The following is a 13,693-nucleotide window of genomic DNA, read 5'->3' as shown; positions in this document are numbered from 1 at the left end:
TGTTTGAATTAAGCAAAACGTTTAATGGCGATTTTTAATTGCGCTAATGCACTGCTGTCTTGCGCATAACGTGCCGCCAAATAGAGATTGGTGATCTCAATCATGCTGGCCGCCAATTCGGGGCGCGCTATTTGGCAGCGTGCGGCAAACTGGCTGGCGGTTTCATGCGGTGCTTTATAAAGTTGATAGCGGTGTAATTTTTTGCAATAACGCGCAAATAATTGACTGGCCATGTCGGTGGGCGGCGCGCGATTGTTGCTTAAAAAATAAAGTAAAAATCCACCAAGGATGATGAGTAATCCGCCACCGAAATAGAGCAAAAAGGTCCAAGACAGAAAGTCATTAATGCCTAGGCGCTGGAGTAAATTCAGTTGACGCTGACTATCGTAAGCAATGACCCACTGATTCCAATGATTCACCCACGCATCAAGACGCAGTCGCATGGCTTTGATGAATGTTGCGTTGCGACTCAATAGACTTGGCAGCGCATCATTTTGCCCGCGATAGGCAAAACTATTGTCAAAGCCATTTTCGATGCGTGATGGTGCCACCACAAAGGTCGGATCGACGCGCTGCCAGCCTTGCTCTGGCAGCCAAACCTCAACCCAAGCGTGGGCATCCGCTTGTCGAATCATGTAGTAGTTGCCATTGGGATTGAACTGCCCACCTTGATAGCCAGTCACGATGCGTGCTGGCACGTTGGCGGCGCGCATGAGCACGGCGAACGCACTGGCGTAATGCTCGCAATAGCCTTGTTTTGATTCAAATAAAAATTCATCAATTCGGTCTGGTTTTTGTAGCAAGGGCGGGGTTAGTGTGTAACTGAAATGCTGGGTTTTTAGCCATTGCAAGCCCGATTGAACGCGGTGTGCTGGGGATTGCTGTCGCCAGCTTTGCGCGAGAGAGATTGTTTTTGGGTTCAGTGACGGTGGCAGTTGTAGGTCCGCTGCAATGCCAGTATCCCCCAAGGTTTGCCAGTGCAAGGTGCTGCTGGCGGTGTAACGCAGCCTTTGATTGATCGGGTTGCGATAGATTAATTGCAATTGCGAATTTAGTATCGCCGATTGTGGGAACTGAGTGGGTAGATCCAGTGCCAGTAACCAGTTTTGTTGATGTGGCTCTAAGGTAATGCTGTAGTTGACTTGCGGGCCGCGTGCGATGATTGGCGGTGGGGTGCTTGAGTTTGCCGTGGCAGGTAACCAGGATTGGCCATCGAATTGATTGAACACTGGGCCGCGCCAGTACAGTTGACTTTGCGCTGGCGCGGTGCCGTTAAATTCAGCCCGAAAGGCGATGCGATCATCTTGGATTAATTGATTTAAGCTGCCTGGCGACATTTTGTCCCCAGATAGACCGGTGCGAGCCGCCTTTTCGTTGGGCAAACTCCAGAGTGGGGCCGGTAGTCGAGGGAATAAAACAAACAATAAAATAGCAAGGGGTATTGCTTGCAAGCAAATTATGAATGCTGCCTTGATGGATATACCTAGGGTTAGTACCTTGTGTTCTAAACGCAGTGCAATGCTCACCGTGGCAAGTAATGCCAAGCCCGCCAGCGCCGCTTGCCAAGGCGCTTGTCCGTGTAAAAAGCTGATCCCTGTGGTGAAAAATGCCAGCAATAGCATGGCATGTGCATCGCGAATTGAGCGTGTTTCATACAATTTACTGATGCATAGCGCAATCAATACGGCCACCCCACCTTCGCGCCCGATCAGGGTTTGATAGGCTTGATTCACGAGTAGCAAGCTAAGGATGGCCAGTAATAAACTCAAGTGACGGGGGATTTGCGTGCGCCATTGGGGGCTTAAGCCACAATAAGTTAATAGTAGCAAGCCTAGCAGACCGGATAACCAAGGGGTTTGCATAATCAGATGCGGCAGGCAAACTAAAAGCATCAGCACACCGAGTTGCTGTTGTTCTTGAGGGCTCAGTTGACGGCTCATACTCATTGTGTGGGGCTAAATTGCGCGAGTGCCATCAAGCAGTGTTGCTGATGGATTGCGCCAGATGCTGGGGCAAAGTGTGCATTGGGCAGCTCAAGTCCATAGTCTTGGTCTCGTTCGTGGGCGGCTAAAATCCACGCACACAATCGACTTAAAGCCGGTTCAAGCGCTAAATCTCGCACATCCTCCCAGTGAAAATAAATGCTTTGCCCGGCCGGGGATTGAAACTGTTTCACCAGTAGTTGCTCACCATGTGCGCTGTGTTTCCACGCAATGGCATGTTTGGCGTCGCCGCGTTGAAATAAACGCAAACCATTAAATTCATCTTGGCCGTTGGTGTTAGACAGCGTTGGTCCAATCGATGGATCACGTCCGATGGGGGACGGTGGTGGCGGTGGATTTTGTTCTGGTGCGGGATAAACCCACAGCGATTGCGGGCTGTTTAGGTAGCTCCAGCAACAAAACAAGGCCAGCGGTTGCGTTGATTCCAGCCGTAAACGCGGCAACGTGACTAGGCCGCGCTGCGGGCATGACAGCCGTAAAGTGACGTCTTGTGTCTCCCAAGGTGGCAGGTTGGCCAGCCAAGCGATGGGGCTGTGGCGGCAAGAGACTTGCAATTGGCTGCGCGAGATATTTTTTGTATTTTCAATACGAATTAACACCGCCGCGTGTTCACCGGCAAAAACGGCAGATATTGGAAGTACTTCCAATCGCAGGCCAAGTAGATTGGCGTACGATTTAAACATGACGGTTTGGCCAATGCCAATCAGCAAAAAGGCAAACAGTAAACCTAAGTTTAATTGGTAGTTTAACGCCCCAACGAGCAGTGTCAGCACCATGATGCTGTAAGCGAAGCCATAGCGCGTCGGCAAGATATAGAGTTGCTGATGGCGAATAGCTTGTGGACCGCTGCGTGCCGGGTGGCGGCGATTCATCCAGCGTTGCCATGGCCGATTGATCGTGGACTTAATCAAGGAATGGCGACCTGCGTCAAAATTTGCTGCGCCGCAATAAAGTCATTGCGATGGCTTTGTTTGGAGATTAAACGATGGCCAGCCACGGCGACAAAAACAGATTGCACATCATCGGGTAGCACCATGCTGCGCCCATTGAGCCATGCCCAAGCTTTGCTGGCGTGAACCAAGCCTAAAGCGGCGCGCGGCGATAGACCGTATACAAATTGCGTGTCGCGTCGGGTGTGGGCAATCAGGGCCTGAATATAATCGAGCAGTGCTGATGAAACGGTGACTTGCAGTATTGCGGCTTGTGCGGCGATGAGTTGTTCTGCGTCGAGTAATGCGGTTGTTTGTTGGAGTAAAACTTGTCGGTCAATCCCTTCGAGAAGGGCTCGCTCGGCGGCGGGGCTAGGGTAGCCCAGCTCAATACGTAACAAAAATCGATCGAGTTGCGATTCAGGTAAAGGGAAAGTACCGATTTGCTGTTGTGGATTTTGTGTTGCAATCACAAAGAAAGGCGTGGGGAGTAAATGCGTTTGCCCATCGAGCGTAACTTGGCGTTCGGCCATGGCTTCGAGTAAGGCCGATTGCGTTTTGGCGGTGGCGCGGTTGATTTCATCGGCTAACAAGATTTGAGTAAAAATCGGGCCGGGATGAAAATGAAAGCGCGCTTCATTGCGCTCGTACACTGAGACGCCGAGTAAATCGGCCGGTAGTAAGTCACTGGTAAATTGAATTCGCGCAAATGCCAAGCCCAAAACCTGTGCTAAAGCATGGGCTAATGTGGTTTTCCCTACGCCAGGAATGTCTTCAATTAATAAGTGCCCTTGGGCCAAAATACACGCTAATGCGAGTCGAATCGCTTGGGGTTTGCCAACGATAATTTGATTCAATTGCTGTTCTGCGGCGTGGAGCTGTTGCAACAGGCGGTGCGGTGTTGGTGGCGACATTCTTTCCCTCTTATGCTGTGCAGCGTAAACTTAACAATAAACATGTCTATTGAGCAAGAGGCAATTACTGTGGTCGGTTCCTGTGGTGCAACTGCATATATTAGTCATCCATCGTGTGTGATGCATGAAATGGGGCAAGGTCATCCTGAATGTCCTGAGCGTTTGGCGGCGATTCAAGATCGCTTAATCGCGGCGGGAATTTGGGATTATTTATTGCATGTGACCGCGCAAGCGGCGACGCGTGAGCAGTTGTTGCGGGTGCATCCGGCGGCGTATTTAGATCGTTTAGCCGTAGCCAGCCCAGCGCAAGGCCATGTGCATTTAGAACCCGATACGGTGTTAAATCCCTATACCTTGAACGCCGCTTATCATGGCGCGGGGGCGGGGATTCAGGCGGTTGACTTGGTGATGCAAGGTAAGGCGCAAAATGTATTTTGTGCGATTCGTCCACCGGGACATCATGCAGAAAAAGAAAAAGCCTTTGGGTTTTGCTTTTTAAGTAATGTCGCGATTGCCGCCAAGCATGCAATGGCCGTGTATGGTTTGGAGCGGGTGGCGATTGTGGATTTTGATGTGCACCACGGCAATGGTACTGAAGATTGCTTATGGGATGAGCCTCGCGCTTTGATGGTGAGTATTTTTCAGCATCCGTTTTTTCCGTACTCAGGCGATGTGCCGATGGCGGAGAATATGCACAATATTGCGATGCCAAGAGCGACCAAAAGCGCCGAGTTTCGTGAAGTGGTCTCCCAGCAATGGCTACCTTTGTTGAACGAATTTAAGCCGCAATTGATTTTGATTTCAGCGGGGTTTGATGCGCATCTGGAAGATGAAATGGGCTTGATGGGTTTGGTTGAGGCCGATTATGCATGGGTAACGCAGCAGTTAATGAAAGTCGCCGCGCGCTACAGTGAGCAGCGCATCGTGTCGATGCTCGAAGGTGGCTATGATTTGTCGGCGTTGGCGCGCAGTGTGACCGAGCATGTTCGAGTGCTTGTGGATGATTAAATATGCGATTACTTTGCTGTGTGGTTTTTTAATACTGACTGGGTGTACCTCCACCAAACCAGCAAAAAATAAGCCCGCCAAGCCAATACCCTCGCTGGCTAATATTCAAGTGGAAGGGGCCGGGCGCGAAGTGGTGATGTATGCCTTGGGTTTACTCGAAACACAATACCAGTTTGGCGGCACCAATCCCGAAGCGGGTTTAGATTGCAGCGGATTGGTCTTGCTGGTGTATAAAAATGCTTTAGGCGTTACCTTGCCGCGCACTGCCGCGGCAATGGCTGCAGCGGCTAGGCCGGTGAGTCAGTCTGAAATGCGGGCGGGTGATTTGGTGTTTTTTAAAACCACCGACCGCTCGTATTCACACGTTGGTATTTACCTTGGCGATGAAAAATTTATCCATGCGCCATCGAGTAATGGTCGGGTTCGGATTGAATCACTAAAAAATGTTTACTTTGCACCGCGCTTTGAAGGCGCGCGTACCTTGATGTTGGCCAATCAGTGAGTGCTTACTCTGCCTAAGTATTCAATGGGGATAGTACCGATACGCGGTTTTTCTACACTTTGCTACATTGGTTATATTCCATTTTTAGTTGAAGACCATGTTAATACGCCCGATCGTCCCCGCAGATCTAGAGGCGCTCCTTGCTTTGGCAGCGACCGCGGGTGTAGGCGTTACAACGTTACAGCCCAATCCTGAGCGCTTAAGTGCGCGCATTCAAACCAGTAATTTAAGCCTTGATGGCCAACTTGACTTGGCCGATGCCAGCTATTTATTCGTGCTTGAAGACGATGATTGCCAACAAATCGTCGGTATTTGTGGCGTAGAAGCTGCTTTGGGGATGCATGACACTTGGTACAACTACCGAGTAGGGCTTTCGGTGCACGCTTCGCGTGAAATGCAAATCTATAAGCAACTGCCGACGCTATTTTTAACTTCCGATTTAACCGGCTCAAGCGAGCTGTGCTCTTTGTTTTTAAAGCCAAGCTATCGCCGCAATGGTAATGGTGCTTTGCTGTCGAAAAGTCGGTTTTTGTTTATGGCTGAGTTTCCCGATCGATTTTCTGAGCGCGTGATTGCTGAAATGCGCGGAGTTTCGGATGAAACCGGTCGTTCGCCATTTTGGGAAAGCTTAGGTCGGCATTTCTTTACGATGGATTTTGCTAAAGCAGATTTTCTCTCTTACGTCGGTAGTAAATCGTTTATTGCAGAATTGATGCCTAAGCATCCGATCTATACCTGCTTTTTATCCGATGAGGCCAGAGCCGCTTTGGGGCATGTGCACCCGGCCACTGAACCGGCACGCGCTTTGCTGGAGTCGGAAGGCTTTCGTTACCAAGGGTATGTCGATATTTTTGACGCCGGTCCAAGCTTGGAGTGTAGTTTGGCGGATATTCGTGCCATCAAAGACAGCGCGGTGTTTCCCGTTTTGGCCGTCGCTACCGAGCCGGTGGATGGCTCAGTCTGGTTAGTGAGCAATCGAAGCTTGACTGATTTTAGAGTCACTTTAGCGGTGTCTTTGCCCCAAGATGGCGTCTTGCCGCTGACTAGCGAAGTATTAAAACGCTTAAATTTAACGCATGACGCGACTGTTCGTGCTGTGCCTTTGTCCGCAAAGGTTTAAAGGAAAAAGTATGCAATTAATTCATGGGCATTGGCTGTCTGGCCGTGGTGAGGTTTTTTCTTCGCGTAATCCAGTGACACAAGACATTGTTTGGCAAGGTGCAGCTGCCAATGAAGATGACGTGAAGGAGGCGGTTTGTGCCGCTCGTGCCGCGTTTATTGCTTGGCGTGATTTGCAGTTTGCGGAACGCGCGGCGTTGATTCGCAATTTTGCTGAGCTATTAAAAGCCAATCAAGCCAGTTTGGCCGATGTGATTGGCATTGAAACGGGCAAACCGCGTTGGGAAGCGTTGACCGAAGTGGCAACCATGGTCAATAAAATCGAGATTTCGATCAAAAGTTACGAGGAGCGAACCGGCTATAAAGAGGCGCAGCAAGGCGATGCGCAAGCCGTGTTACGCCATCGGCCGCATGGTGTAGTCGCGGTATTTGGTCCGTATAATTTCCCCGGCCATTTACCCAATGGCCACATTGTGCCGGCGTTGCTGGCAGGCAATTGCGTGGTATTTAAACCGTCTGAATTGGCGCCGATGACTGCGCAAAAAACCGCTGAGTTATGGATTGCTGCCGGTTTGCCAGCAGGGGTGCTGAATGTGGTGCAAGGCGGGCGTGAAACGGGCGTTACTCTGGCTGCCAATGCCGATTTAGATGGTTTGTACTTTACCGGCAGTGCAAATACTGGTTATGCCTTGCATCGCCAATTTGCCGGTGCGCCACATAAGATTTTGGCGCTAGAAATGGGCGGCAATAATCCTTTGGTGGTGGAGGAAGTCAGTGACGTTGATGCGGCAATCCACCATGTGATTCAATCGGCGTTTATTTCTGCGGGGCAACGTTGTACTTGCGCGCGGCGTTTGCTATTGCCGGTTGGTGCGTGGGGTGATGCGTTTATTGCGCGCTTGATTACGGTGACCGCTGCTTTACAAGTCGGTACTTGGGATGCGCCAGCCCAGCCCTTTATGGGTGCGGTGATTTCACTGGCGGCGGCCGATGCCATGCTGGCGGCGCAGCAGCGTTTGCAAGCTCAAGGCGCGCACACTTTATTGGCCATGCAGCGACTGATTCCCAATACCGCCTTATTGTCGCCAGGCATTTTGGATGTGACCGGTTTGGCTGATCTACCGGATGAAGAATATTTTGGTCCATTGCTGCAAGTGCAGCGTTATACCGATTTTGATCAAGCGCTGGTGCTGGCCAATCGCACGCAATTTGGTCTGGCCGCGGGTTTATTGTCTGACTCGCGCTCGCAATATGAGTATTTTTGGCGTGCTTCGCGCGCAGGGATTGTGAATTGGAATAAGCCGCTGACCGGCGCATCCAGTGCCGCGCCATTTGGTGGTATTGGCGCGTCGGGCAATCATCGCGCCAGTGCGTATTATGCCGCCGATTATTGCGCCTATCCGGTGGCCTCGATTGAAGCCGAGCAATTGCAATTACCCGCTCAGTTGCCGGTGGGGATGAGTTTATGAGTTCAGTACGGGCATTTGAAGCCAATTTTGATGGTTTGGTGGGGCCAACACACCATTACGGTGGTCACTCGTTTGGCAATGTGGCGTCAACGGGCAATGCCAATCAAGTGGCCAATCCCCGCGAAGCGGCATTGCAGGGCTTAGCCAAGATGAAGGCCTTGGCCGATTTAGGCTATCGCCAAGGCGTATTGCCGCCGCAAGAACGGCCGGCGTTGTGGATGCTGCGCGATCTGGGGTATGCGGGTAGCGACGCCGAAATCATTGCTGCGATGGGCAATACCCCTTCGGGATTTTTATCTTCATTGAGCTCTGCGTCTTCGATGTGGACCGCCAATGCCGCGACGGTCAGTCCATCAGCCGATACGCAAGATGGTCGAGTGCATTTTACGGTGGCGAATTTACAAAATAAATTTCACCGTGCCATCGAGCACAAACAAACCGCCCGCACGCTAAAAAGCATTTTTGCTGATTCGCAGCATTTTATGGTGCACGATGCGTTGCCGATGCTTGCAGCTTTGGGGGATGAAGGTGCGGCCAATCATACTCGGCTGTGTCATGACTATGCCGATCAAGGGGTCGAGTTTTTTGTCTATGGCCGTCAGCATTGGGGCGGCGCAATTGCGCCGCAGCGCTATCCGGCCAGACAAACTCGAGAAGCGAGCGAGGCGGTGATTCGTCGGCATGGTTTAGCCGCTAGTCACACGGTGTTGGCACAGCAAAACCCTGCGGTGATTGATGCTGGGGTATTTCATAATGATGTGATTGCGGTGGGCAATCAAAACGTATTGTTTTGTCATCAAGATGCGTTTTTAGCTGCTGAGCAAGTGTATGCCGAGTTAACGGCCAAAATGGCGGGGCAACTACACATTATTGAAGTGCCGCGCCATGTTGTGAGCGTGGCTGACGCGGTGAAGTCGTATTTGTTTAATAGCCAATTGCTGGCCAAATCCGATGGTAGTCAGCGTTTGGTCATTCCCGAAGAATGTCGCAATACGCCTGCGGTCTGGGCTTATTTGCAAGCATTGCAAGCTGATGGTGGCCCGATTAACGAGTTACTGGTGTATGACTTAAAGCAAAGTATGCAAAATGGCGGCGGCCCCGCTTGTTTGCGCTTACGAGTGGCTTTAAACGACGCTGAGGCCAACGCGGTCAATACGGGTGTATGGATGAACGACGCGCTGTATGCACGGCTGACGCAGTGGGTTGCGCGGCACTATCGTGATCGTTTAGTCGAAGCTGATTTACTTGACCCGGATTTTTTAATTGAAGTGCGTAGCGCATTGGATGAATTGACGCAGATTTTGCAATTAGGCTCGATTTATCCGTTTCAGATGCAAGGCGTGGATGTTTAAGAACGCCCGTGTCATGGGCTGATCCTGCTAAAATTAGCTCACCATTATCGATTTCCCTTGGGTTAAGTGCAAATGAGTCGTTTTTTACAAGAAACATTATCAGGAAATACCGCCATCGCCTTGCCGTACTGCTTGCCAACTGGGGCTGGCGTCCAGGTCATGGATGAGGGCGTGATTCGATTCGAACCGCAAGACATCGATAACACGGCGTTGGATCTGGTTATTTCTTGCGGCATTCACGGCAATGAGACTGCGCCGGTTGAATTGGTCGATCAATTGATTGAGCAAATCATGTTGGGGGCGATTAAGGTGCGCGCGCGGGTGCTGTTTATTTTTGGCAATGTGGCGGCTTTGCGATCTGGTTGTCGGTTTGTTGAAGAAGACATGAATCGACTCTTTTCTCGTACGCCCGAAGTAGAAGATGGCATTGAAAAAAGACGCGCCGCCATGCTCGAAATGCATGTGATGCGGTTTTTTCAAGCTAATGCAGCAGCCAAAAAACCACGCTTTCATTACGATTTACATACCGCAATTCATGGCTCTTTGATTGAAAAATTTGCAATTTATCCGCTACCTAAACCGGGCAATACCTTTTCTACGGTTGAAATCGCGCGTTTGTCATTGGCGGGCGTGGATACGGTGTTATTGCAATCGACGGTATCGAGTACCTTTTCGTTTTTTTCCAGCCGGCATTGTAATGCTGCGGCATTTACCATCGAACTGGGGAGTGCGCGTCCATTTGGTGAAAATCAGCAGATTGATTTATCTAAAATGGCGAGCTATTTACAGCAATTAATTCAAGGCGAATTACCTACGCCAGATCTCGTGCCGGAACAGGTGCAAGTATTCCGTGTTTCGCGTGAAGTGATTAAAAAAACCAATGATTTTAAATTTGCCATTGATGCAAAAACCGATAATTTCACGCCTTTAGCGCAAGGTTTGATTTTGGCGGAAGATCAGGGTGAGCAATTTATTGTTGAAGAAGCTGACGCGCGGATTATTTTCCCGAATCCCGATGTGCCGCCGGGTTTGCGAGCGGGCTTGGTGATTGTGCCTGCTAAAGATTTTGACGCATAAACGCCAAAAAATAAAAAAGCCATTCGTTTTGAATGGCTTTTTTATGGGCGAAATGAATTATTTTTTGTTTTGACTGCTTGTTTTTGGTTTGGCCGTACTGGTTTTAGTCACGGTTTTAGTCGGTGTTTTAGTGGCCGGTTTGCTGGTGGTTTTTTTTGCCGAGGTTGCTTTTTTCGTTGCGGTCACTTTTTTGCTGCTGGGTTTTCGACTGGCAACCGTGCTTTTTTGTGCTTTTGTCGTGCGAACCTGTGCCGTGCTTGGCTTGCTGCTAACCGTTGCGCATTGCGTCACAGTTTTTTTATTTTTACCTTTGCCGGTCACGACTTTTTTACACACTCGCTTGCTGCCACTGCTGACTGCGGTCGTTGCTACGGCGCTGCGTTTGTTTTCATTGCTGCTAGCGGCGAGCATGGCGTTGACGTTTAAGCCGTCGGTATTGCCAGTATCGGCGATTCGACGCGCACCGGTAAAGCGCGTGGTCCAATAGTTAATGCCCATATTGGCCACTTCCACGCTGCGCCCTGCACGGGGTGAATGAATAAATCGATTGTCGCCCAGATAAATGCCAACGTGAGAGAAAGTGCGTCCTAAGGTGTTGAAAAAAACCAAATCGCCCGGTTTTAATTCTGACTTATCAATGGTTTTGCCTTTTTGCGCCATTTCAAAAGCCGTGCGCGGCAAGGTTAAATTCATCGAATTCTGAAAAACATAACGAATAAATCCACTGCAATCGAGCCCAGACTCAGGCGTATTGCCGCCCCAAGTGTATTTCACGCCAATTAAGCTCATTGCCGATAAAAGTAAATCTTGAGCCGGTGTATAGTCAGCTTGTTTTTCTGTCTGTTTGTCAGTGGGTTTTTTGTTGCGCTTCGCTCTACTCGCCGAATTGCCGCTAGGCTTGCTGGCCCAGCTACTTGGGGTCGCAACTTCGCCAATCGGCATTTCCTCGTCGGCATAGACAGATTGCGCGCTCAAGCTTAAAAGTGTGGTTAGAATGATGATCCATTTCATGGGCAGGAACTGTACGGATGTGCAATCGGGCTGTAAAGCATAAAATTGAAAAATTCCGAATTTTATTGGTTTGATTTAAGGAAATAAGACTTAATGCTGAAAGAAACGTTCACTGTTGTTAGAGATTTACCTCGAGTGAGGGAGATTGTAGCGATTTTAATTCGTTATGGTCTTGGCAATTTGGTGCAAAAATTAGGCTTGAACAAAGGCATAGAACGCGCTAGTGATGCTTTGCATTTACCCGGCGAGCATGAAGTTGAGTTGTTAGAACCTGCAGTACGGGTGCGAAAAGCATTAGAGCAATTGGGGCCGACATTCATCAAATTGGGGCAGGTTTTGGCCACTCGGGTGGATATGTTTACCCCAGATTGGATTGCTGAATTTGAAAAATTACAAAGTGAAGTACCGCCTTTGGATTTCGCCGTTTTATTGCCCGAGTTACAGCAATTATTAGGCGATGATCCGTATGTGATTTTTAAAGCTTTAGATCCTATTCCGGTCGGGTCGGCATCGATTGCCCAAGTGCATCGAGCGCAATTGCAAGATGGTACTGAGGTTGTATTAAAAATCCGTCGCCCCGGGATTATCGCCAAAATTGAGGCAGATTTACGTATTTTGCGGCATGTCGCCAGTTTGGCTGAATTTGAATTTCCTGATTTACGTCGCTATCAGCCGGTGCGCATTGTCGATGAATTTGCCAAGTCAATTCGTCGAGAGCTTAATTTGTCGACCGAAGCGCGCAATTTAGAGCGTTTCGTACAAAATTTTGCTGGGCATGACGATATTGAAATTCCGCGCATTTGGTGGCAATGGACAGGCGAGAGCTTGAATGTGCAAAGTTATATTGGCGGTATTGCGGGTAATGATTTAGCTGCGGTCGATGCTGCGGGTATGGATCGAACCGTATTGGCGGCACGTGGCGCAGATGCGGTGCTTAAAATGGTGCTGATTGATGGCTATTTTCATGCGGACCCGCATCCGGGGAATGTGAAGTATTTGCCGGGTAACCGCATTGCCTTTTTAGACTTTGGCATGGTGGGGCGATTGCCACGGCCGCGACGCGATCAAATCGTCGATTTATTGGCGGCATTATCTCAACGGGATGAACACGGTATTTTGAATGTGTTGTTGGAGTGGACGGGCGACACGTTGGTTGATGAAACTCAGTTGGCCAGTGATATTGCCGATTTTATGTTTAATTACGAAAATCTGCCATTAAAAGACGTTCCTTTTGGGCATATGCTCAACGACGTTGCCGTCATTATGCGTGACCATGAAATTACATTGCCTTCGGACTTGACGCTGCTGTTTAAGGCGCTCATTACTTTGGAAGGCTTGGGGCGTCAGCTTGATCCGGATTTTAAAATGGTGCCGCATCTAGCGCCTTTTGTGAAAGAGGTCATTTTTGAGCGATTGAGTCCAACCGCTTGGCTTAAAACCGGCAAAGATAATGTGTTTGAAGCCTTGAGTGTGTTGTCCGGTTTGCCCAGTGATATTGGTAAATTGATCAAACAAGCGAGACGGGGGAGTTTGAAGGTCGATTTGGATTTAAAACGCTTGGATCGTTTTGGCAGTTTACTGGCTAAAAGTGCCAATCGTTTAACGATGGGGATTGTGACTGGTGCCTTGATTATTGGTTCGTCGATTGCAATGACGATTAAAACCGGCCCGACTTTATTTGGTATGCCACTGTTGGGGTTTTTGGGTTTTATTGTGGCTTTGGTGAATGCCATGTGGCTGATGTTTGCGATTTGGGCGTCAGGTAAAGATGAGCGTTAGGTTTTTAAGTGGGGCGCAAGCTCAGTGAGCCAAGTATGACATTTTTGGTTAAAACTCAGGGTATATGCCGGACTACTTGATGGTAAAACGACTTGCTTTATATACCCAGGTATAAGCTTGCTGCCATATTTGGCGGCAGTTTGGCCGTTAAAGGCAACAATCTGCAATTGATCGAGCTCAGTGCACCAAGTATGTAGTGAGTTCAATTGCGGTGCTTGAATCGCCGTATCTAGGCTGCCAACACGGCTCGCTTGTTGCACCACATCCCAGAGTGCAATGCCGTGCTGCTTAATCAGGGTGTAGCGTTCAGCAAAGGGGCGCTGTGTTAAGTCGACGTCAATGAGCTGGCTGATGATGGGCCAAAATGCATTTCTTGGATGGGCGTAGTAATGCCCTGCAGTCAGGGAGGCGTCGCCAGGTAAACTGCCGAGTATCAATAGCCGGCAGTGTGGGTCAAAAACGGCATTAAAGCTGGCTTTTTGCATTGGGGGCGTTGATGCTTAAGGTCGGTAGCGCTTTGAATATTGCTT

At 49.6% G+C, this 13,693-nt stretch carries 12 protein-coding genes; 7 read left to right on the top strand and 5 right to left on the bottom strand.

What is annotated here, in order from left to right; all coding sequences use genetic code 11:
• Nucleotides 1-8: 8 nt before the first annotated feature.
• The 3 genes from LG219_RS03145 to LG219_RS03135 are packed head-to-tail and all read right to left on the bottom strand — an operon-like array spanning nt 9 to nt 3,846.
• Complete coding sequence (locus tag LG219_RS03145; protein ID WP_226763083.1) at nt 9-1,940, bottom strand: transglutaminase TgpA family protein; 1,932 nt, start codon at nt 1,938-1,940, stop codon at nt 9-11.
• Between the two features lie 2 nt (nt 1,941-1,942).
• A complete protein-coding gene (locus LG219_RS03140; RefSeq protein ID WP_226763082.1) occupies nt 1,943-2,875 on the bottom strand; it encodes a DUF58 domain-containing protein in 933 nt (310 codons plus the stop codon).
• Nucleotides 2,876-2,910: 35 nt separating this feature from the next.
• Nucleotides 2,911-3,846, bottom strand: coding sequence for an AAA family ATPase (locus LG219_RS03135; RefSeq protein WP_226763081.1), 936 nt, complete (start codon nt 3,844-3,846; stop codon nt 2,911-2,913).
• A 42-nt stretch (nt 3,847-3,888) separates the two neighbouring features.
• Between LG219_RS03135 and LG219_RS03130 the strand changes: the two genes are divergently transcribed.
• From LG219_RS03130 to astE, 6 genes are all read left to right on the top strand, one after another.
• Nucleotides 3,889-4,854 carry a histone deacetylase family protein gene (locus tag LG219_RS03130; RefSeq protein ID WP_226763080.1) on the top strand — a complete coding sequence of 322 codons (966 nt, stop codon included), beginning with the start codon at nt 3,889-3,891 and terminating at the stop codon, nt 4,852-4,854.
• Complete coding sequence (locus tag LG219_RS03125) at nt 4,847-5,356, top strand: C40 family peptidase (protein WP_226763079.1); 510 nt, start codon at nt 4,847-4,849, stop codon at nt 5,354-5,356. The genes LG219_RS03130 and LG219_RS03125 overlap by 8 nt, the downstream gene beginning before the upstream one ends.
• A gap of 97 nt (nt 5,357-5,453) precedes the next feature.
• Nucleotides 5,454-6,476 carry an arginine N-succinyltransferase gene (gene astA / locus LG219_RS03120; RefSeq protein WP_226763078.1) on the top strand — a complete coding sequence of 341 codons (1,023 nt, stop codon included), beginning with the start codon at nt 5,454-5,456 and terminating at the stop codon, nt 6,474-6,476.
• 10 nt (nt 6,477-6,486) lie between these two features.
• A complete protein-coding gene (astD, locus tag LG219_RS03115; protein WP_226763077.1) occupies nt 6,487-7,944 on the top strand; it encodes a succinylglutamate-semialdehyde dehydrogenase in 1,458 nt (485 codons plus the stop codon).
• Nucleotides 7,941-9,296: an N-succinylarginine dihydrolase gene (astB, locus tag LG219_RS03110; protein WP_226763076.1), complete on the top strand. Its 1,356-nt coding sequence runs from the start codon at nt 7,941-7,943 to the stop codon at nt 9,294-9,296. The genes astD and astB overlap by 4 nt, the downstream gene beginning before the upstream one ends.
• Before the next feature lie 72 nt (nt 9,297-9,368).
• Nucleotides 9,369-10,373: a succinylglutamate desuccinylase gene (astE, locus tag LG219_RS03105; RefSeq protein WP_226763075.1), complete on the top strand. Its 1,005-nt coding sequence runs from the start codon at nt 9,369-9,371 to the stop codon at nt 10,371-10,373.
• 57 nt (nt 10,374-10,430) lie between these two features.
• On the opposite strand, the gene LG219_RS03100 is transcribed toward astE, so the two are convergent.
• Nucleotides 10,431-11,384 (bottom strand): NlpC/P60 family protein, encoded by a 954-nt coding sequence (locus LG219_RS03100; protein WP_226763074.1) that lies wholly within the window; start codon nt 11,382-11,384, stop codon nt 10,431-10,433.
• A gap of 93 nt (nt 11,385-11,477) precedes the next feature.
• Here LG219_RS03100 and LG219_RS03095 point away from each other — a divergent pair, with 93 nt between their 5' ends.
• Complete coding sequence (locus tag LG219_RS03095) at nt 11,478-13,163, top strand: ABC1 kinase family protein (protein WP_226763073.1); 1,686 nt, start codon at nt 11,478-11,480, stop codon at nt 13,161-13,163.
• Here LG219_RS03095 and LG219_RS03090 read toward each other — a convergent pair.
• Nucleotides 13,160-13,648 carry a DNA-deoxyinosine glycosylase gene (locus LG219_RS03090; RefSeq protein WP_226763072.1) on the bottom strand — a complete coding sequence of 163 codons (489 nt, stop codon included), beginning with the start codon at nt 13,646-13,648 and terminating at the stop codon, nt 13,160-13,162. The genes LG219_RS03095 and LG219_RS03090 overlap by 4 nt on opposite strands.
• Between the last annotated feature and the right edge of the window lie 45 nt (nt 13,649-13,693).

Origin of the sequence: Deefgea salmonis (genome assembly GCF_020531905.1) — a bacterium.
Lineage (GTDB): Bacteria > Pseudomonadota > Gammaproteobacteria > Burkholderiales > Chitinibacteraceae > Deefgea > Deefgea salmonis.
The sequence above is the reverse complement of the archived record's forward strand: the minus strand, read 5'-3'. Positions and strand labels throughout refer to the sequence as shown.